17 protein-coding genes and 1 tRNA gene are annotated in these 18,826 nt (G+C 66.3%); 8 read left to right on the top strand and 10 right to left on the bottom strand.

The annotated features are described in order from the left end of the window. Positions 1 to 3 precede the first annotated feature (3 nt). Together ACE10W_RS41720 and ACE10W_RS41725 are read right to left on the bottom strand one after the other, a co-directional pair. Positions 4 to 219 (bottom strand): hypothetical protein, encoded by a 216-nt coding sequence (locus tag ACE10W_RS41720; protein WP_011083389.1) that lies wholly within the window; start codon positions 217 to 219, stop codon positions 4 to 6. 165 nt (positions 220 to 384) lie between these two features. Further along, a complete protein-coding gene (locus ACE10W_RS41725) occupies positions 385 to 708 on the bottom strand; it encodes a hypothetical protein (RefSeq protein WP_011083390.1) in 324 nt (107 codons plus the stop codon). A 254-nt stretch (positions 709 to 962) separates the two neighbouring features. Between ACE10W_RS41725 and ACE10W_RS41730 the strand changes: the two genes are divergently transcribed. Continuing rightward, positions 963 to 2,018 (top strand): polysaccharide deacetylase family protein, encoded by a 1,056-nt coding sequence (locus ACE10W_RS41730; protein ID WP_011083391.1) that lies wholly within the window; start codon positions 963 to 965, stop codon positions 2,016 to 2,018. Positions 2,019 to 2,183: 165 nt separating this feature from the next. On the opposite strand, the gene ACE10W_RS41735 is transcribed toward ACE10W_RS41730, so the two are convergent. The 5 genes from ACE10W_RS41735 to ACE10W_RS41755 all read right to left on the bottom strand — a co-directional run bounded on the left by ACE10W_RS41735 (position 2,184) and on the right by ACE10W_RS41755 (position 6,709). Continuing rightward, positions 2,184 to 2,552 carry a hypothetical protein gene (locus ACE10W_RS41735; protein WP_011083392.1) on the bottom strand — a complete coding sequence of 123 codons (369 nt, stop codon included), beginning with the start codon at positions 2,550 to 2,552 and terminating at the stop codon, positions 2,184 to 2,186. Between the two features lie 167 nt (positions 2,553 to 2,719). After that, a tRNA-Thr gene (locus tag ACE10W_RS41740) sits at positions 2,720 to 2,795 on the bottom strand. 99 nt (positions 2,796 to 2,894) lie between these two features. Beyond that, entirely contained in the window at positions 2,895 to 4,625 is a 1,731-nt protein-coding gene (locus ACE10W_RS41745; RefSeq protein ID WP_304549745.1) for a heme biosynthesis protein HemY, read from the bottom strand. Positions 4,626 to 4,661: 36 nt separating this feature from the next. Continuing rightward, complete coding sequence (locus ACE10W_RS41750; protein ID WP_304549747.1) at positions 4,662 to 5,873, bottom strand: COG4223 family protein; 1,212 nt, start codon at positions 5,871 to 5,873, stop codon at positions 4,662 to 4,664. Between the two features lie 89 nt (positions 5,874 to 5,962). Beyond that, entirely contained in the window at positions 5,963 to 6,709 is a 747-nt protein-coding gene (locus ACE10W_RS41755; protein WP_370205254.1) for a uroporphyrinogen-III synthase, read from the bottom strand. 151 nt (positions 6,710 to 6,860) lie between these two features. Between ACE10W_RS41755 and tsaD the strand changes: the two genes are divergently transcribed. The 3 genes from tsaD (at position 6,861) to ACE10W_RS41770 (ending at position 9,668) form a co-directional block, all read left to right on the top strand. Beyond that, the gene (gene tsaD / locus ACE10W_RS41760; RefSeq protein WP_304549751.1) at positions 6,861 to 7,934 is read left to right on the top strand and encodes a tRNA (adenosine(37)-N6)-threonylcarbamoyltransferase complex transferase subunit TsaD; all 1,074 of its coding nucleotides are present in this window, start codon (positions 6,861 to 6,863) and stop codon (positions 7,932 to 7,934) included. A gap of 188 nt (positions 7,935 to 8,122) precedes the next feature. Continuing rightward, complete coding sequence (locus tag ACE10W_RS41765) at positions 8,123 to 9,103, top strand: NAD(P)H-dependent glycerol-3-phosphate dehydrogenase (RefSeq protein WP_304549753.1); 981 nt, start codon at positions 8,123 to 8,125, stop codon at positions 9,101 to 9,103. A gap of 151 nt (positions 9,104 to 9,254) precedes the next feature. Further along, on the top strand, positions 9,255 to 9,668 hold the full coding sequence (locus tag ACE10W_RS41770; RefSeq protein ID WP_028174950.1) for an EVE domain-containing protein: 414 nt from the start codon (positions 9,255 to 9,257) through the stop codon (positions 9,666 to 9,668). 26 nt (positions 9,669 to 9,694) lie between these two features. Here the strand turns inward: ACE10W_RS41770 and ACE10W_RS41775 are convergent, their stop codons facing one another. Further along, complete coding sequence (locus tag ACE10W_RS41775) at positions 9,695 to 10,774, bottom strand: adenylate/guanylate cyclase domain-containing protein (RefSeq protein WP_304553942.1); 1,080 nt, start codon at positions 10,772 to 10,774, stop codon at positions 9,695 to 9,697. 123 nt (positions 10,775 to 10,897) lie between these two features. On the opposite strand from ACE10W_RS41775, the gene ACE10W_RS41780 reads away from it, so the two are divergent. Continuing rightward, positions 10,898 to 11,353, top strand: coding sequence for an SRPBCC domain-containing protein (locus ACE10W_RS41780; protein WP_011083400.1), 456 nt, complete (start codon positions 10,898 to 10,900; stop codon positions 11,351 to 11,353). Between the two features lie 14 nt (positions 11,354 to 11,367). On the opposite strand, the gene ACE10W_RS41785 is transcribed toward ACE10W_RS41780, so the two are convergent. After that, on the bottom strand, positions 11,368 to 12,537 hold the full coding sequence (locus ACE10W_RS41785) for a DNA topoisomerase IB (RefSeq protein ID WP_011083401.1): 1,170 nt from the start codon (positions 12,535 to 12,537) through the stop codon (positions 11,368 to 11,370). A 391-nt stretch (positions 12,538 to 12,928) separates the two neighbouring features. Here ACE10W_RS41785 and acs point away from each other — a divergent pair, with 391 nt between their 5' ends. Then, complete coding sequence (gene acs / locus ACE10W_RS41790) at positions 12,929 to 14,875, top strand: acetate--CoA ligase (RefSeq protein ID WP_304549756.1); 1,947 nt, start codon at positions 12,929 to 12,931, stop codon at positions 14,873 to 14,875. A gap of 432 nt (positions 14,876 to 15,307) precedes the next feature. Beyond that, a complete protein-coding gene (locus ACE10W_RS41795) occupies positions 15,308 to 15,823 on the top strand; it encodes a L,D-transpeptidase (protein WP_161532776.1) in 516 nt (171 codons plus the stop codon). A gap of 53 nt (positions 15,824 to 15,876) precedes the next feature. Here ACE10W_RS41795 and ACE10W_RS41800 read toward each other — a convergent pair whose 3' ends face one another. Continuing rightward, positions 15,877 to 16,461 (bottom strand): thermonuclease family protein, encoded by a 585-nt coding sequence (locus tag ACE10W_RS41800; RefSeq protein ID WP_161532777.1) that lies wholly within the window; start codon positions 16,459 to 16,461, stop codon positions 15,877 to 15,879. Between the two features lie 233 nt (positions 16,462 to 16,694). Between ACE10W_RS41800 and ACE10W_RS41805 the strand changes: the two genes are divergently transcribed. After that, entirely contained in the window at positions 16,695 to 18,725 is a 2,031-nt protein-coding gene (locus tag ACE10W_RS41805; protein ID WP_304549759.1) for a methyl-accepting chemotaxis protein, read from the top strand. The last annotated feature ends 101 nt before the right edge of the window (positions 18,726 to 18,826 follow it).

Below are 18,826 nucleotides of genomic sequence, written 5' to 3' on the forward strand. Positions count from 1 at the left end.
CGTTTACTGCCCGTGCTCCGTCAGCACCTTGTCGCAGCCCTTGCTCAGCCGCGTGCGGTTCTGCTTCAGGCAGGCGAGCACAGCCTGGTCGCCATTGTTCATCACGGGGCGGCAGAAGCGCGTGACGTCGCGCGCGCAGGCGTCGTGTCCGGGCTGTTGTTGCGCGGAGGCGCCAGATGCGCACAGGAGCAAGGAAATAACGAAAAGAAATCTGGTCATCGCGTAATGCCTCTTACCCGGAAGATGTGCGGGCGAAGCTAGTGCGACGATCCCGGAGCCGCAACGGCTTTATTGACAGGCTGCATCGCGCCACAGCGTGGCCCCGGCTTGACGCCGGGGCACAACGCGAGGGGAGCTAACCGACGCAACGATCGCTGTGTGCTCTTACTGGTTGCCCTGAGCGTCAGCGACCTTGCGTGACGCGCCCTTGGCGAGGTCCTTGTCCATCACCGCGCGGCAGCCGGCGCTCAGATCCGAGCGATGCTTCATCATGCACGCGGTGATCTTCGGGATGTTGGGGATCTCCGACGAGCACAGGCGGAAGGCATCGCCGGTGCACTGCTGCTGCGCCTCGGCCGAGAAGGCGAAGCTCGAAGTCGTCGAGACGATCGAGACGATGGCGGCGAAGCCCAGAGCCAGGCTGGTGTCGCGGATCTTGCTGCTCAAGGACTTGGAGGTGAGCGACTTGGCCGTAAACGACTTGGTCATTTGAAGCTCCCATTGGCGCCGCTGCAAGCGGAGCCCGTTGTTGATGGGAACTACGATGCTCCAGCAAAACAGTTTCCACTGTGATGACGGTCACGGGGCGCACCCAAACTGTGACATCGGTCACATTGGCGCACCTCGCTGAAAATCCGGCGCAAACGCCGTCGCGTTGGTGTCACGTTAACTGTTCCTTCGCATTAATGGCTCGTCGCGCGGGAAATTCCGCAGGTTTGGTTGCGTAATTGGAAAGAGTAGCGATGCGTAATGCGTTGGGCCTGATGCTGGCCAGTGTAGTTGCGGCGGTCGTGATCGCCGCCGGCGGTTGGTTTTATTATTCCGCGAGCGCCGATCCGGGCGCCCCCAAGACAGTTGCCGCCCGTGCCGCCGACCCGTTGCCGGCACAGACGAAAATCGCCGCCAAGGACGACGTCGCGACCACCGCGGCGATCGCGGCGAAGCCGACGGCCGTTGCCCAGGCATCCGCGCCTACGCCCGCCCCGGTCGCGCCAGTTCAACCGAAGCAGGCCTGCGCCAATCCAAACGCCCTCGGCGTCGCCCGCGTGGTCGAGATCGACACCACCGGCGGTCCCGGCTTCGGCTTCGAGCACTTCAAGCAGTTCGATTTCCTCACCGACAAGGAGGTCGTGCTGACCTTCGACGACGGTCCGTGGCCGGTCAACACACCCGCGGTGCTGAAGGCGCTCGCGGATGAATGCACCAAGGGCCTGTTCTTCTCGGTCGGCAAGCACGCGACCTACCACCCGGAAATCCTGCGCCAGGTTCTGGCCCAGGGCCACACGGTCGGCACGCACACCTGGTCGCATGTCAACCTGAACAGCAAGAAGATGACGGAGCAACAGGTCAAGGACGAGGTCGAAAAGGGCTTTAGCGCAGTGAGGTTCGCGCTCGGCACCAATCCGGCGCCGTTCTTCCGCTTCCCGCAGCTTCAGCACAATCCGGCGATGGTGACCTATTTCGGCACCCGCAACGTCGCGATGTTCTCGACCGACATCGATTCCTTCGACTTCAGGAAGGGCGCGACGCCGGAGAAGATCGTCGAGACCGTGATGGGCAGGCTCGACAAGCTCGGCAAGGGCATCATCCTGATGCACGACTTCCAGAAGCACACCGGCGAAGCCATGCCGGCGCTGCTCGCGCGGCTCAAGGCCGGCGGCTACAAGGTCGTGCAGATGAAGGCCAAGACCACCTTCCAGACGCTGCCGGAATATGACGAAGCGCTGCTGAAGGACCTGAAGGTGCCGACCTCGAGCGCGCGTCCGATCGGAAGCGTGGTGCAGACGGTTTCGCAGTAGCGCGTTCGACCGGATCGAAAACTCTTGCGTGATGGCCGGGCTTGTCCCGGCCATCAACGTTCTTGGGCCTGCGTGGAAAGGTCATGGATGCCCGGGACATCTGGCGCGAACACGCGCCTCGCGTTTGCCTGAGGCGTGACGGCGAGGGTGGGGCGCAAAGACCGCTTACCAATAGATGCCGTGGCGATGCAGCTCGCTGATGATGCGGCCTTCGGTCCAGGTACGCTTGTGCTTCGGCTTGTTGACTTTCGCCGTGGTCTTCGTTGCGGTCGCGGCGGGCGCTGAAGTCGTCGTGGCTACGGCGGGTGCCGCGGCAGGCGCAGGCGCCGAGATCGCCGGCGGACGGTCGACATATTTCGGTGCTTCGGTGACGGGTGCGGCTTCACTCACTTGCGTCGTCACGGCGATTGTCGCCGTCGCTTGCGGCGCCGAGGCCTGTTCGCTCGCCGTGGCCAGCGAGAGGCTGCGTGGACCGGCCGCCTGAGCAGATGCTGAAGCCAGGACCATGGCGGCCACCAGAATGATCTTGCGCATGTGAAATCTCCCCGTGTTGGCGTGACCGGGACGCTATGGGAGATACACGCGACATTATGTGATCACGATCACGCAGGCGACTGGGCGATCCTGAACCCGCGCACTCATGCCGGCTGTACGCGTCGGTTGAGACGCTTGTCTGTGATGATGGGATGAATTCGGGGCGCTGGTGCCGCAAGAGGGATTCGAACCCCCGACCCCGTCATTACGAATGACGTGCTCTACCGACTGAGCTATTGCGGCGAACCCTGCCGGGCTCGGACGATGCCGGTCCCGATACGCGCGCTCCTGATATCGGGCATGGCCCGAATTGGCAAGAACAAGCCGGGTGCGAAATGCGGCTTAGGCGCCCCAGCGGGACCAGAATCCGCGCCAGCCGCCGGCCTGGGCCTTGGGCGTGCCGATTTGTTCCGTAAATTCATCGCTCGGGCCCTCGTCATCGATCCCGGGATCATCCGGGGCGCGGACGATCGGGATGACGGCGGGGATCGGGACAGGTGCGGGCTTGCCGAGGTCGGCGCGGGTCCGGAACACCGGCGTTGCCGCCGCCGGCGATGATTCGGCCGGCTCGGGGGCCGGTCTGACCGGCTCCGCAGACGTCATCGCAGGCTCTTCCTTGGCCGCCGGAGGTGAATTGTCCTGCTCCGCCGGGACCGATGCAGCCGGAGCCGGTTCCAACAGGGTGTCATTCGCGGGCGCCATCACCCGTTTCGGCGGCGGGGCCGCCAGCATGGCTTCCTCGAAGGCCGAGGATTCGATCAAGTCCCCCTTGTCGGAAGGAAGGCTCGCGACCGGCGTCTGCCATTGGAAGGCGTCGAGGCGGCCGGTGACCGGGGAGACCGGGCGCCAGCGATCGCTGACATAGCCGTCGGCGGTCCAGGCCGGATCGTGCCGAGCACGCACCGCGCGCAAGGTCCAGGCGCGGGCGCGGCCGCCGTCGCCGTGCTCGGTGCGCTCGATCTCGGCCATCAGCAGTGCGACCCGCTGGGTCGGATCGTTGACATAAGGCGCCAGCACCGCCCGTGCGCGGCTGAATTCGGAGGCATCGATCGCGGCGCGTGCGAGCGCGAGCTGGCCTTCAATATGGCCGGCCTTGTCGGCAGGCGTCTTGGCTGCAAGCGTCTCGACCCGCTGCAAGCGCTGCCGCGCGGAATCGCCGAGCTTCACATGTGCATAGGCCTCGGCGAGATCCGGATGCGGATTGGCGAGCCAGGCGGCCTCGACCAGCTTCATGGCGCGGCGCACCTGATGCGCCTCGCTCTCGAACTTTGCGGCGAGCACCGCGGCCGGCACCAGGGTCGGTGCAAGCTTGATCGCCTCCATCACGCTCTCGCGTGCGACGTCGCGATCCATCGTTTGCAATTCCAGCGCGCGTGCGGTGAGCAGCACGCCGCGCTGGCGACGATAGGCCGGCTTGTCGATCAGGCCCGCGGACAGGTTCGAATCGAGGATCGCCAGCGCGCCGCTCCAGTCGCCGCGCGCGCAGCGGAAGCCGAGCACCGCATGCGAGGCCCAGGTCGACGACGGCGACAGCTTGATCGCTTCCTCCGCGATCATGACGGCGCCGACCGCATCGTCGGCGCGCTGCGCCTCGATGAACAGGCCGCGCAGGCCGAGCAGCCGCGTATCCTCGCGCTCGGCCATGGCACGGAAGGCGCGCTGCGCCTCGTCGCGATTGCCTTCGAGCTGCGCCGACTGCGCATGCAAGAGAAGCGCGAGCGGATCGTTCGGCGCATGCCGCCGCGCCGTCTCGGCGTGACGGCGGGCGAGCGCGGTATCGCCATGGCCGATCGCGAGCAGGCCGTGGGTGATGGCATGGCGGCCGCGCGCGTGGCGCTTTTCGTGACTGCGGCGGCGCAAACGCCCCGGCGTCCGCCAGATCGTCGTCAGGATGCTCCAGACCAGCACGACTGCCGCGGCAAAGAGGCCAAGCAAGAACACGAATCTGGGCAACGTCGTTGAGGCGCGGAAGCCGCCCGCCGTCAGGACGAGATCGCCGGGCTGATCGGCAACCCAGGCCGCGCCGGCCGCCGCCAGCGCAATCAAGACGAGGAAAAGGACGATGCGAAGCATGGCGATCCCTATACGCGCTGATTGTTGCGCGAAGCTTTATTGAGCAGGCTTGACGAGATCCGCCATGGCATCGTCGGCGAATTTGCGGGAGGCGGCGAGCGCGGCATCGCGGGCATTGGCCTTGTCGAGCCAGGCCTGCGCCGGCGCGCGATCGGCATCGGGCAGCGTCTTCAACTCGCGCCGCGCCTCGACGAAATCATTGCGGAGCGCAGCAGCCGTCACCCGCGCCACGATGGCGCCGCGATCATTGCCGACCCCGTCGGTCCGTTCGATGCGGACGAGCTTTGACGCTCCGGCCTGGAGGCGCTCGACGATGCCGCCGCCGCTGGACTGGGCATCCGCCGGCGGCGACAGCTTTGACACGATGTTGAGGAGCTCGCGGCTCAGCGCGACGGGGGTCGGGATACCCGACGATGCAAAGGTGTCGAGTGGCTTCAGCATCTCGGGCTTGGCCGCCAGCGACCGCGCCGCGGCGAGCTGCGCCTCATAGGGATCGCCATGGCGCACGGCGACGTCGAGCAGGGCCGCCGCCACCACATGGCGCAGCGGCTTGTCGTCCATCGTCCTGGCGTCGGCGATCTTCTCGCCCTGCTGCGCAAGCTCGGCCCGCTCCGTCTTGCCGGCGCGCTCGAGCTGCGCGATGCGGTCGTAGAGCGCGGCAAGATCAGGCGAAGCGGCGCCCGGGGCAGATTTCGCATCGTTCAGAGCGCTCGCGGTCTTGTCGGACTGTGCGCGCAGATTGGCTATGTCGCTGCGCAGGCTGCCCACGGATTTTTCCAGCGCATCGATCCGCGCCACCATGGCCGGATCGGCGGCGGGCTTGCCGGCCTTGGCTTCGACCGCGGCAACGCGACCGCTCAGAGCGTCGACCGTCGCACTCGTCACTTGTGGCGCGGCAGGCGGCGCCTGCACGGCGGGCCAGCCCAGCATCCAGCCGACCGCGATCACGACGGCCGCCGCCACCGCACCGGAGAACGGTGCAATGACCCAGGGCGAAACCGGAGGCGACGCGGGAGCGGGCGCAACCGCGGCCTGCGCCTCGGCGCGCTCCGGCTCGGCGTCAGCCTGCTCGGATTTTGCCTGCTCGGGCTCGGTGTGCTCGCTCACCGGCGGAGCCTCGGGCTCGCCCGCCACCTCCTGCGGCTGGGTCGAGACATCGGTCGCCTCGAGGTCGATGGTCGGCGGGGGGCGCTTGGCACGACCGGACTCGGGGGCCAATCCTGCGTCTTCAGGCTTGTCGTCGGCCATCGTGACGGTTCCTCACACTTCCATACCTTGCACAGATCCCTGGCGTAGATCTTGGGCAGACCCGATCGCGTCGGATTCGGCCCGACCTCTTACGCCAAACGGGTCTGCAAAGCACGCTCCAAGGTGTCAAATAAGGCATTTTCGTCCGGTTTCGCGGCCACCAGAACCTGCGACGCACCGGCATCGCGCAGCACGCTTGCGACCGTCTCGGACAGGCAGCATTGCGGGATCGCCAGCGCCGAGATTTCGACGCCTTCGTCCCGCGCTGCATCCAGGAAGGCTCGCGCGCTGCGCCGGGAGTAATGAAGCACCGCCTCGATCCCATGCGCGGCAAAACCCTCGCAGACATCGCGCGGGAGAACGTTGACCGGCGCCATGCGATAGGTGGTCTGCGTCACCACGTTGAAGCCTTCGGTGCCGAGTTCGCCGCCGAGATCGCGCGACAGATCCGCGCCGGCGAGATAAAGCAGCGTGCTTTTCTTTTTCAGCACCTTGTCGCGCGCACTCCGGACGACCGTGTCGCGCAGGGCCGCGGAATCGCCGCCGGCGATAATCACCTCGGCAAAGCCGGCGTCTCGCGCGGCAGTCGCGGTGTGCTCGCCGACCGCGAACAGCGGCAGCTTCAACAGGCCGAGATCCTGCAATTGCGGCGCGACGGCACGGATCGCATTGGCCGATGTGACGATGATGGCGCTATAGTTCGCCTCGCTCTCGTCGTGGAAAGCGACCGGCTCGAATTTGAGCACCGGCGCGAGCAGCACCACGTGTCCCCGCGCGCGCAAATTGTCCGCCGTCGCCTCATTGTCGGGATGCGGCCGTGTGACAAGAATGGACATCGCTCGTGTTCCCGAACCGCGTGACGGTGACGCATTCGCAAAGACGGCCGCGCGTGACGATTGCGCAAGCCGACCCCGGAATGCTACCGGACGTACCAGAACTCTGCTTTCCGGATGAGCGCAAGGGCGCAAATTGGATAACAATTCACCAATGCTGGTATTGGGCATCGAAACCACCTGCGACGAGACCGCCGCGGCCGTGATCGAGCGCGCGCCCGACGGCAGCGGCAAGATCCTGTCCAACATCGTGCGGTCGCAGGTCGATGAGCATGCCCCGTTCGGCGGCGTGGTGCCGGAGATTGCCGCCCGCGCGCATGTCGACCTGCTCGACGGCATCATCGACCGCGCCATGCGCGAGGCCGGCATCGGCTTCGCCCAGCTCAATGGCGTCGCGGCGGCCGCGGGACCGGGCCTGATCGGCGGTGTCATCGTCGGGCTCACCACCGCGAAGGCGATCGCTTTGGTGCACGACACGCCGCTGGTCGCGGTCAACCATCTGGAGGCGCATGCGCTGACGCCGCGGCTGACCGACGGAATCGAATTCCCGTACTGCCTGTTCCTCGCCTCCGGCGGCCACACCCAGATCGTCGCGGTCACCGGCGTCGGCCAATATGTGCGGCTCGGCACCACCGTCGACGACGCCATCGGCGAAGCCTTCGACAAGGTCGCGAAGATGCTGGGCCTGCCCTATCCCGGCGGCCCGCAGGTCGAGCGCGCGGCAGCAAGCGGCGATGCCGCGCGCTTCGCCTTTCCGCGGCCGATGCAGGGCAGGCCGGATGCCAACTTCTCCCTGTCGGGATTGAAGACCGCGGTGCGCAACGAAGCGAGCCGGATCGCGGAGATCACGCCGCAGGACATCAGCGATCTCTGCGCAAGCTTCCAGGCCGCCGTGCTGGAGGCGACGGCCGACCGGCTAAGTGTCGGCTTGAGACTTTTCCGCGAACAGTTCGGCGCGCCGCGCGCGCTCGTAGCCGCCGGCGGCGTCGCCGCCAATCAGGCGATCCGCAGCGCGCTGCATGACGTCGCGCGGCAGGCCAAGACGCAACTGATCATGCCGCCGCCTGCGCTCTGCACCGACAACGGCGCGATGATCGCCTGGGCCGGCGCCGAGCGCCTCGCGCTGGGAATGACCGACACGATGGAAGCCCAGCCCCGCGCACGCTGGCTGCTCGACGCGAATGCGACGGCGCCCGCGGGCTACGGCAAGACGCGAGCGGGATTCTAAATGGAGAGGCGTCTCCACGAGCTCCACTTCACCTCGCCCCGCTTGCGGGGAGAGGTCGGATTGCATCGTAGATGCAATCCGGGTGAGGGGGACTCTCCGCGAATCCAGCTGCCACCTCCCTTGCGGAGACTCCCCCTCACCCCAACCCTCTCCCCGCAAGCGGGGAGAGGAAGCGGAGGGAGCGAGCGATGACCGCGTTCCAATCCGTTGCGGTGATCGGAGCGGGCGCCTGGGGCACGGCGCTGGCGATGGTGGCAGCGCGGGCCGGGCGGAGCGTCACGCTCTGGGCGCGCAATGCCGAGCATGCGACGCGCATCGCGTCGACCCGCGACAATCCGCGGCTGCCCGGCGTGCGGCTTGCGCCGGAAATTGTCGTGACGAGCGAGCTGGCGCTCGCCGCGCGCGCGGACATGCTGCTGATCGCAACGCCGGCGCAGCATCTGCGCGGCGCTGTCAACATGCTGGCCTCGCACATCGCAAGACCGACACCGGTCGTCGCCTGCGCCAAGGGCATCGAGCACGGCACCCACAAATTCATGACCGAGGTGATCGCCGAAGCCGCGCAGCACGCGCAGCCGGCGATCCTGTCGGGCCCGAGCTTTGCCGACGACGTCGCGCGCGGCCTGCCGACGGCGGTGACGCTGGCGGCGAAGGAGGAAGAGCTGGCCAGCAGCCTCGTGCAGGCGTTGGGCTCGCCGACGTTCCGGCCCTATCACTCCACCGACGTCCGCGGCGTCGAGATCGGTGGCGCCGCCAAGAACGTGCTGGCGATCGCTGCCGGCATCGTGGTCGGCCGCAACCTCGGGGCCTCCGCGCTCGCCGCGCTGACCACGCGCGGCTTCAGCGAGCTGGCACGGCTCGGCCGCGCCTGCGGCGCGCGCCCGGAAACGCTCTCGGGCCTCTCCGGCCTTGGCGACCTGCTCCTGAGTTGTTCAACCGCGCAATCGCGCAATTTCGCGCTCGGCATTGCGCTCGGCCGTGGTGAGGCGGCGCCGGCGGGCAAGCTTGCGGAAGGCGCATTCACCGCGCCGGTGCTGGTCGAGCTCGCGGCCGCACGGAACGTCGACATGCCGGTCTCGCAGGCCGTCGCTGCCATCCTCGACAACAAATTGACGATCGACGCAGCGATCGAGGGGCTGCTGACGCGGCCGTTCAAGGCAGAAGAATAACATCTTCCGTCATGCCCGCGCTTGTCGCGGGCATCGACGTCTTGGTATTGAACACGGAAGCAGAGACGTGGATGGTCGGGCATAGGCGAGCGAAAGCGACGCCGTCCTTCGGACGGCTATGCCCGGCCATGACGAACGGATAGGGCGCGCGATGAACTACTGGCTGGTGAAATCCGAACCGTCGGTGTGGTCCTGGGACCAGCAGGTGGCGAAGGGCGCCAAGGGCGAAGCTTGGACGGGGGTGCGCAATTACACCGCGCGCCAGAATCTCGTCGCCATGAAGAAGGGCGACAAGGCGTTCTTCTATCATTCCAACGAGGGCAAGGAGATCGTCGGCATCGCGGAGATCGTCAAGGAGGCCTATCCGGATCCGACCGACAAGACCGAAAAATTCGTCTGCGTCGACATCAAGGCCGACAAGCCCTTGAAAACCCCGGTGACGATGGCCGCGATCAAGGCCGAGAAGAAGCTCGCCGACATGGCGCTGGTGAAATATTCGCGCCTGTCGGTGCAGCCGGTGACGGCGGAGGAGTGGAAGCTCGTCTGCAAGATGGGCGGGATGTAGGAGTTATCCCATCTACGCTGTCCGACTTACGTCTCCGGCAGCGCAAAGACCTCGCATGGCGCGGCAATGCCGCGCAGCGGATGCGATCCAAGCGCAACGAGAGCCATGTCCGTCTCGGCGGCGAGCGCGCCCGACACCAGCACGGTCTCGCGAAGCGGCTTGCACAATCCCTCGAGCCGGCTGGCGAGATTGACGGCGGGACCGATCGCCGTGAAATCGAGGCGGTTGGCGGCGCCGATATTGCCCCACAGCATCTCGCCGAGATGGAGCGCCGCGCCAAACGACAGCGGCGGCAGGCCCTGGTTGCGGCGCTCGTCGTTGAGGTGGGCCATCCCCGCCCGGGCCGCGCCTGCGGCGCGCAAGGCCGCATCGCAGGCGCGGCGCGGTGATGCCTCGACCACCGGAAAGATCGCGAGCACGCCGTCGCCGATGAATTTCAGCACCTCGCCGCCAAAGGCGTGAACGGCACCGGCGATGCGGTCGAACCAGGCGTCGAGCGCCGCGATCACCTGGGCCGGCGGCGTGGTTTCCGACAGGATCGTGAAATTGCGCAAGTCCGCATAGAGTAGCGCGGCCTGAATGGTTTCGCCGAGATCGCGCCGCAGCGGTGCCGCCAGCACCCGTTCCGCGCTGCGTTTGCCGAGATAGGCATCCAGCGTCGCCCGCAACGTGGCGCGCGCGGCGAGCACGGCAAGGGGCGTCGCGGCAAATCGCGCAGCCTGGCGCAGTTGTTCGATTTCATCCGCCGTGAACGGACGCGGCCCGATCCAGCCGAGCACCGGTCCATCGAGCCGACCGACGATGTCTTCGTGCACCTCGCCGTCCGCAATGCCGCGGAGCCAGCGGCGACCGGCATCGCTGGGCGGGTCGGGCGCCAATCCGCCTGGTGCAAAGCCGAGCGCTTCGATCACCGTGCCGGTCCCGGCGCGCCACAGCCAGGTCCGCTTCGCGATCAGCGGGTGCGGCACCTCTAGCGTCAGGGCGCCTGCCGCAAGCGGCACGCCGTCGGCGACCAGATGCGCGCCGAGGTGCGCAAGCAGGCGGTCGGCCCCCTGACTATCGGAGGCGGCATCGACGAGCCAGGCGAGGGTCGGGGCGAGGTGCATGGCCCGATGATGACGAAGCAGGGCCGTCTTTGTCACGGGCAATCCTTGACGGAGCGCAGGGCCGCCGCCATGTCCCGAGGGCAGCCCAAGGGCAGCTCAAGGCAAGACGAGGGATGATCGCCGATGACCGAACCGTTCATAGTGCGACGCGAGACCCAGATCGCAGCCCCGCGTGCCACCGTCTTCGCCTATTTGACCGATCCCGAGAAGATCTTGAGCTGGATGGGTTCCGACGCGACGACGGAACCGCATCCCGGCGGGCTCTATCTGCTCAAGGGTATCGGCCCGCGCGGCGCCGCCGCCCGCGGCGCCTTCCGCGAGGTCGTGCCGGTGCATCGTCTGGCCTACACGTTTGGCTGGGAGGGCGGCCAGGAAGTACCACCCGGATCGAGCCTGATCGAGATCGACCTGATCGAGCGCGACGGCGGCACGCTGCTGCGCATGACCCATAGCGGGCTGCCGACCGAGGAACAGGCCGCCGCACACGCGAAGGGTTGGGCGCACTATCTGGAACGACTCACCACCGCAGCCGCGGGCAACGATCCCGGTCCGGATAACGGCGTCTCGACCAAGTCGTAGCTCTTGTGGGGTCGTTACACCGCCGCGGTCGCGACCACCTGCGCCAGAAGCTGCTCGCGCCTCGCCTGCGAGCGCTGGCCCTTCATGGTCGCGGCGAAACGCTCGAGAATGCCGTCCTCGAAGGCGGTGACGATGGTGTCGTGGACATAGCTCTTGCGGCAGATCGCCGGCGTGTTGGAGAGCTTGTCGGCCGCGGCACGGATCGCGTCCAGCACCTGCTTCTTGCGGCCGCGCTGGCTGGTCGCCGGCGTGATCCGCGACAGCGATTCCACCACGACGGCGGAGGCCATCAGGGTGCGAAAATCCTTCAGCGAAATCTTGATGCCGGCGATCTCGCGCAAAAACGCGTTCACCTGCGTGGTGTTGACCGCGCGCACGATGCCGTAGGCATCGCGATACTGGAACATGCGTTTGCCGGGAACGCCGCGCAGGATGCCGATGGCGCGCACCAGCTTGGCCGCGTCGCACTCCTTCCGCACCGCCTTGCCGCCCTTCGCCTTGAAGGTCAGCACGAAGCAATCGTCTTCCAGCGTCACGTTCGACTTCAGCAGCGTGGTCGCGCCGCGGGTTCCGTTGAGGCGGGCATAGGATTCGTTGCCGGGACGGATCGCGGTGCGCGCGATCAATTCGATCACGGCCGAGAGCGCGAATTCGCGTGTCGGCTCGTCACCCGACAGGAACGCCGACACCTTGCGCCGGATCTTTGGCAGCGCGCCGACGAGCTTCTCCAGGCGATGCGCCTTGCGGTGCTCGCGGACCTTCTCCCAGTCGGCGTGATAGCGGTATTGCAGCCGGCCCGCGGCATCGCGTCCCACGGCCTGGAGATGCGTGCTCGGATCGGCCGAGTAGCGCACCTCGCGATAGGCCGGCGGCACCGCCATGGCGTGCAGCCGGCGGATGGTGCGGGCGTCGCGGATATGCGCGCCGTTGGGACGGACGAAGGAATAGCCCTTGCCGCGCTTGATGCGGCGGATGGTCAGCTCGTTCTGGTCGCCGAGCCGCAGGCCCAGCTCCCTGGCCAGCGCCTCGACCGTCGCCGCGGGCGCCGTGTCGAAGACCTTTTTCGGGCTGAGACGCCCCGAAACGGCCGGTTTCGGCCATTGTCCCAGGGCTTTGGCCAGCGCAACAGCTGCAGGATCGGCTGAAGCGGGCCGCATCGTCCCGAGATTCTGCTGATCCATCATAGTGTTACGCCTTAGCCCTGCCTGTTACCGGTCAATGCCGCTGTTCTGATTTTTGTTCCTAGGGGGTCTCTTTGGACCCGGGTTGGCCATTTAGGGTGTTCCGAACCGTATTGCGAGTCCCGAATCAGTGAGAGACGGTTCCCAAATACCTCCGGACGGCGCATGGGGCTCTGCGCAGGCCTGTTCCGGGGATCTGGGTAAAGAGCCGAAAGGCGCCGCCCGGCCTGTTTCAGATTTGCGACAGCCGGCCCGCGCACCTTGATCCTCCGCATGGCAGGCCGCTCGCCGAAGGTCCAGCTTGTGCACCTTGTCGGGTCCGGTTAGCCCGACGCATAATCAGCCCAATGATTGATGTCGGCATTGCCTGAGCTTGCCGCATGTGGAGGGAAATATGTCCGAGAAGATTTACGACGTGCCGGCGGAATGGGCAAAGCGCGCTTGGGTCGACCAAGCCAAGTACAAGGAAATGTACGCCCGCTCGATCTCGGACCCGAACGGTTTCTGGGCCGAACAGGCCAAGCGCATCGACTGGATGAAGGCGCCGACGAAAATCGAGAACGTCTCCTTCGCGCCGGGCAACGTCTCGATCAAATGGTTCGAGGACGGCGTCCTCAACGTCGCCCATAACTGCATCGACCGTCATCTGCACAAGCGCGCCAACCAGATAGCAATCATCTGGGAAGGTGACGATCCCTCGCAGTCCCGCCACATCACCTACAAAGAACTCCACGACGAGGTCTGCCGGATGGCCAACATCCTGCGTACCCGCAACGTCAAGAAGGGCGACCGCGTCACCATCTACCTGCCGATGATTCCGGAAGCGGCCTACGCGATGCTGGCCTGCGCGCGGATCGGCGCGATCCACTCCGTGGTGTTCGCGGGCTTCTCGCCCGACAGCCTCGCCCAGCGCATCAACGACTGCCAATCCAAGGTGATCATCACCGCAGACGAAGGACTGCGCGGCGGCAAGAAGGTGCCGCTGAAGGCCAATGTCGACGCAGCGCTCGCCAAGGCCGACGGCGTCGACTGGGTCGTCGTGGTCAAGCGCACCGGCGGCAAGATCGACATGAACCCGACCCGCGACCTCTGGTATCACGAGGCGGCGGCGATGGTGACGACGGAATGCCCGGTCGAGCACATGCACGCCGAGGATCCGCTGTTCATCCTCTATACCTCAGGCTCGACCGGCCAGCCCAAGGGCGTGCTGCACACCTCCGCCGGCTATCTCGTCTATGCCGCGATGACGCATCAATACGTCTTCGACTATCACGACGGCGACATCTACTGGTGCACCGCCGACGTCGGCTGGGTCACGGGCCACAGCTACATTCTCTACGGGCCGCTCGCCAACGGCGCGACCACGCTGATGTTCGAGGGCGTGCCGAATTATCCGGACAATTCCCGCTTCTGGAACGTCATCGACAAGCACAAGGTCAATACCTTCTACACCGCGCCGACCGCGATCCGCGCGCTGATGCAGGGTGGCGACGAGCCGGTGAAGAAGACCTCGCGCGCCTCGCTGCGCCTGCTCGGCTCGGTCGGCGAGCCCATCAATCCGGAAGCCTGGGAGTGGTATCACCGCGTCGTCGGCGAGGACCGCTGCCCGATCGTCGATACCTGGTGGCAGACCGAGACCGGCGGCATCCTGATCACGCCGCTGCCGGGCGCCACTAAGCTCAAGCCGGGCTCGGCGACGCAGCCCTTCTTCGGCGTGGTGCCGGAGATCGTCGATGCCGACGGCAAGGTTCTGGAAGGCGAGACCACCGGCAATCTCTGTCTCACCCGGGCATGGCCGGGCATGATGCGCACGGTCTATGGCGATCACGCGCGGTTCGAGCAGACCTATTTCTCGACCTACAAGGGCAAGTATTTTACGGGCGACGGCTGCCGGCGCGACGCCGACGGCTATTACTGGATCACCGGCCGCGTCGACGACGTCATCAACGTCTCCGGCCACCGCATGGGCACCGCGGAGGTCGAGAGCGCGCTGGTTGCGCATGAGAAGGTGTCGGAAGCTGCCGTTGTCGGCTTCCCGCACGACATCAAGGGCCAGGGCATCTACGCCTATGTCACCCTGATGGCCGGCGTCCAGCCGACCGAGGATCTGCGCAAGGAGCTCGTGACCTGGGTGCGCAAGGAGATCGGCCCGATCGCCTCGCCCGACCAGATCCAGTTCGCGCCGGGCCTGCCCAAGACCCGGTCCGGCAAGATCATGCGCCGCATCCTGCGCAAGATCGCCGAGGACGAGCCGGGCAGCCTGGGCGATACCTCGACCCTGGCCGATCCCGCCGTGGTCGACGACCTCGTCAAGAACCGGCAGAACAAGAAGTCGGCGTAAGCCAAGGTCTCGTGCCCCGGACGCAGCGCAGCGCGCACTTCAGCGGTGCGCTGCAGGGCCGGGGCCCAACTGTCCACACGCAAAGAACTGGGTCCCGGCTCTGCGCCTCGTCACTTCGTGCCGCGCCTTGTCCGGGACACGCGACCAAACCTCGCTCCGCACTCTGTCGCCCCCCGAAACAACAGCGGTTCACACCCTCACGCTCTTGTCAGGGCGCTTGCCGGCATGGCCGTATCTTTCCCGCCGAGTGTTGTTTTCCGGTCATTTACTTTATTTCGAACATTTCCTTTGTTCCCCCTGCTGGCTGGCCCTCGGCGGCCGCGCGTAGAAACCATCCGGTTAACAGGCGCGGTTAAGAATGTCCGGGCAAGGCGGCGATTGCCGGGTTCTGCGTAGATTTGGACGACCCGTACGGGGCAAGGGGAAGCATTGATGGCGATGAGGATTGCTGTGGCGCTGGCCGCCACCATCGGGGCAGGGATATTGATGTCAACGGCGGCGGAGGCGCGGCCGGAAATGGTGGGGACGCACCTGGCCGACTATTCGCCGGGCACCATCGTGGTCAAGACCAACGAGCGGCGACTCTATCTCATTCTCGATAACGGCCACGCCGTGCGCTATCCGGTCGGCGTCGGCAAGTCCGGCAAGCAGTGGGCCGGCACGACCCGTATCGACGGCAAATACCGCAATCCGGCCTGGTCGCCGCCCGCCGAGGTGAAGCGCGACAAGCCGCAGCTTCCCGACGTCATTCCCGGCGGCTCGCCGCGCAACCCGATGGGCGTTGCGGCGATGACGCTCGCCGGCGGCGAATATGCGATCCACGGCACCAACGTGCCGGGCTCGGTCGGCGGCTTCGTCTCCTATGGCTGCATCCGCATGCTCAACGACGACATCACCGATCTCTACAGCCGCGTCTCTGTCGGCACGACGGTGGTCGTGACACGCTGATCACCGGGATCGGAGAGAATTGAAAGAGCCGCGTCCTCGACGCGGCTTTTTTGTTACCAGAAGCGCCACCCCCGCGCGCACCAGCCGTCGCGATGGCCGCCATTGTAGCTGCGCGCATAACCACCCGCGAGCAGCACGGCCGAGACGTTGGCAGTGCGTTTGGTCGCGACGTCGGCAAGAACACGCCCGTACTTGTCGGGGCCGAGATTGGTGATCGTGACGCCGCCCTGGCCGAGCAGGTTGCGCAGCGCGTCGGTGGCGGCTTCAGCCTTCTCCAGTTCCTCCTGGCAGGACGCTTTCATCTCCGGCGCATCGATGCCGCGCAGGCGCACGCGCACGACGAGATCGCGGCCGCCCTGCTGATGCACGCGCGCGAGAAAAGTGTCGCCGTCGATGGTGCGGATGACGTCGACGGGCTGACGGCTAGCGGAATTGCCGGATTGCTGGAGGATGATCTCGGTATCTTGCGACCGACCGTCGGCTCCATGCGGAACGGGCGCTCCGTGCCGGAAGGTGAGCACGATCGCCGCCGCGACGCCGACCACGAACATCCACGGCAACAGGCCCGCGAAGCGGCGGCCGAACGGCGAACCGCCGAACTGCGGCCGATAGGCATTGGGGCGATCGTGGAAGCGCATCAACTCACGCTAGGACTGAGTCGGGGAAACCGGCAAGGCACGATCGGCACCCGGGCTGATCGGTGATCGCCTGATCGCCCCGATCGTTGCCCGACGAAGAATCGTACCTATGCGCGGCGCGCTGTTCCAAACGCTCTCCGTTCGATACCTCCTGTAGTTGTACGGAGTTTAAGATTCACGCGTTGTTTAGTAAAAGGGCGGAGTACTCGGTTTGCGTGTAGGGAGCGGTAAGCATGGCATCGTTCAAGGTTCGCATCGGTACAAAACTGGGATTGACCGCGAGTGCGGGTGTCCTTCTCGTCGGCGGCATGCTCGCCAACCAGCTCATTCGCAACGAGCAGATCGCGGACCTGAGCCGGCTGGTGGTCATCAACACCGCGAACAAGGCCAACGCCCAGGGCGCCGAACTCGCAGTGACCCGGGCACGCCTCGCCATAGCGGAAATCGGATCCGCATCCTCCGCCGACGGTCTCGCCAAACATCTCGAAACATTGCGTGGCTCCATCGCCGGTGCCACGACCGAAATAGACGCCGCATTGGAACGGTCCAAGCGTGCCGAAGCCAAAGAGCTTTGTCGCGAGGTGAAGATCCTGCTCGACGCCTCTTTGAAGGCCGGCAACGATCTCGGCGAGGCTCGTGGCACCGCCGTCGCCGAATTCGCCGCGGCAAGCCAGATCGAGGAGGCCTGGAACAAGGCCCTCGAGACCCTGTTGGCGTCGTCCGCAATCGCCGCATCGCAGAACCGGCTCAACATCGAGGTCGCGTTGCGCGAAGCCGACGCCTTGTTCAAGGCGGTCAGCGCGGCCGACTGGCATTTCACGGCGACCGGAGACGCCGTGCAGAAGGACCGCATCGCCGAACGCGCCGACGCCATGATCCGCGTTCTGAAACAGGTCCGTCAGTCCGCCGACGACAAGAAGATCGCCGACGGTGTCGACGCGCTCGCCGCGCTCGCCGGACGCTACAAGGCGGCAACCGGCGCAGCCATCAAGGCGGAGGAAGCCAAGAGGCGCATTTTCGACGAGCGGGTGCTTCCGGCCGCCAAGGAAATCACGACGCGCGTCGACAAGCTGGTCGCCGCCAACAACGAATATATGGCTCTGCGGCAGAGCCAGCTCGTGACCGCGCTGGAGCAGGCGACCCAGGTCAGCCTGGCCGTCGGCGTCCTCGTGATCCTAGTCCTGGCCGGCTCGGCCCTGTTTTCCGTGCTGAGCATCGCCCGGCCGATCCGTCGCATCGGCGACGTGCTGCTGCAACTCGCCGGCGGCAACAAGGCCGTCGAGATTCCCTACACCGCCCGCGGTGACGAAGTCGGCGACAACGCTCGCGCGGCCCGCACGTTCAGGGACAACCTGATCCGCATCGAGCAGATGGAGGCCGACCAGAAGGATCAGGAGGCCGCAGCCGCTGCGCAGCGCAAGCAGGAAATGATCCGGCTGGCGGGCGCGTTCGAGGATGCGGTCGGCGGCATCATCAACTCGGTTTCGGTCGCCTCGCAGCAGCTCGAATCCGCCGCCGGCACGCTGTCGGGGACAGCGGAAGAGACCGAGCAGCTTTCCGGAATGGTGGCCGCGGCCTCCGAAGAAGCCTCTGCCAATGTCGGAGCCGTGGCGTCCGCCGCCGAGGAGATGAGCGCATCGGTCGTCGAGATCGGCCGGCAGGTCCATGATTCCAGCCGCATCGCCGGCGAAGCGGTGCGGCAGGCCGAGCGTACCGACCTCCGGATCAACGAATTGCTCAAGGCCGCGGGCCGGATCGGCGACGTCGTCAAATTGATCACCGCAATCGCGGAGCAGACCAACCTGCTGGCCTTGAACGCCACCATCGAAGCGGCGCGCGCCGGCGAGTCGGGTCGCGGATTTGCCGTGGTGGCGAGTGAGGTCAAGGCGCTCGCAGCCCAGACCGCGCGGGCAACCGACGAGATCGGCGCACAGATCGCCGACATGCAGACGGCGACGGAAGACTCCGTCGGTGCCATCAAGGAGATCGGCACGACCATCTCCAGGATTTCGGACATCTCGACCACCATTGCCGCCACCATCGAGGAGCAGGGGGCTGCGACGGCCGAGATCGCACGCAATGTCAGCGAAGCGGCCAAGGGAACGGTCGAGGTCGCCGACAAGATCGCTCAGGTCAGTCATGGCGCCGGCGCCACCGGTTCGGCGTCGACACAGGTGCTGGCATCCGCGCGCTCACTCTCGACCGAGAGTGGCCGCCTCAAGAACGAGGTCGCGAAATTCCTCGATACGGTGCGGGCCGCCTGAGGACCCGCCCCTCCTGCGGCCGGCCCGAGGCCGGTCGCAAGCCATCTTTCTCATGTGACGAACAATCAACGGCTTTGGGAAACCCCCACGCCGAGCCCCCG

Origin of the sequence: Bradyrhizobium sp. B025 (genome assembly GCF_042257955.1) — a bacterium.
GTDB lineage: Bacteria > Pseudomonadota > Alphaproteobacteria > Rhizobiales > Xanthobacteraceae > Bradyrhizobium > Bradyrhizobium diazoefficiens.

What these genes read in the sequence shown, in the direction of transcription:
- ACE10W_RS41720 (WP_011083389.1), bottom strand. Translation starts at nt 219, where the DNA reads ATGACCAGATTTCTTTTCGTTATTTCCTTGCTCCTGTGCGCATCTGGC.
- ACE10W_RS41725 (WP_011083390.1), bottom strand. Translation starts at nt 708, where the DNA reads ATGACCAAGTCGTTTACGGCCAAGTCGCTCACCTCCAAGTCCTTGAGC.
- ACE10W_RS41730 (WP_011083391.1), top strand. Translation starts at nt 963, where the DNA reads ATGCGTAATGCGTTGGGCCTGATGCTGGCCAGTGTAGTTGCGGCGGTC.
- ACE10W_RS41735 (WP_011083392.1), bottom strand. Translation starts at nt 2,552, where the DNA reads ATGCGCAAGATCATTCTGGTGGCCGCCATGGTCCTGGCTTCAGCATCT.
- ACE10W_RS41745 (WP_304549745.1), bottom strand. Translation starts at nt 4,625, where the DNA reads ATGCTTCGCATCGTCCTTTTCCTCGTCTTGATTGCGCTGGCGGCGGCC.
- ACE10W_RS41750 (WP_304549747.1), bottom strand. Translation starts at nt 5,873, where the DNA reads ATGGCCGACGACAAGCCTGAAGACGCAGGATTGGCCCCCGAGTCCGGT.
- ACE10W_RS41755 (WP_370205254.1), bottom strand. Translation starts at nt 6,709, where the DNA reads ATGTCCATTCTTGTCACACGGCCGCATCCCGACAATGAGGCGACGGCG.
- tsaD (WP_304549751.1), top strand. Translation starts at nt 6,861, where the DNA reads ATGCTGGTATTGGGCATCGAAACCACCTGCGACGAGACCGCCGCGGCC.
- ACE10W_RS41765 (WP_304549753.1), top strand. Translation starts at nt 8,123, where the DNA reads ATGACCGCGTTCCAATCCGTTGCGGTGATCGGAGCGGGCGCCTGGGGC.
- ACE10W_RS41770 (WP_028174950.1), top strand. Translation starts at nt 9,255, where the DNA reads ATGAACTACTGGCTGGTGAAATCCGAACCGTCGGTGTGGTCCTGGGAC.
- ACE10W_RS41775 (WP_304553942.1), bottom strand. Translation starts at nt 10,774, where the DNA reads ATGCACCTCGCCCCGACCCTCGCCTGGCTCGTCGATGCCGCCTCCGAT.
- ACE10W_RS41780 (WP_011083400.1), top strand. Translation starts at nt 10,898, where the DNA reads ATGACCGAACCGTTCATAGTGCGACGCGAGACCCAGATCGCAGCCCCG.
- ACE10W_RS41785 (WP_011083401.1), bottom strand. Translation starts at nt 12,537, where the DNA reads ATGATGGATCAGCAGAATCTCGGGACGATGCGGCCCGCTTCAGCCGAT.
- acs (WP_304549756.1), top strand. Translation starts at nt 12,929, where the DNA reads ATGTCCGAGAAGATTTACGACGTGCCGGCGGAATGGGCAAAGCGCGCT.
- ACE10W_RS41795 (WP_161532776.1), top strand. Translation starts at nt 15,308, where the DNA reads ATGGCGATGAGGATTGCTGTGGCGCTGGCCGCCACCATCGGGGCAGGG.
- ACE10W_RS41800 (WP_161532777.1), bottom strand. Translation starts at nt 16,461, where the DNA reads ATGCGCTTCCACGATCGCCCCAATGCCTATCGGCCGCAGTTCGGCGGT.
- ACE10W_RS41805 (WP_304549759.1), top strand. Translation starts at nt 16,695, where the DNA reads ATGGCATCGTTCAAGGTTCGCATCGGTACAAAACTGGGATTGACCGCG.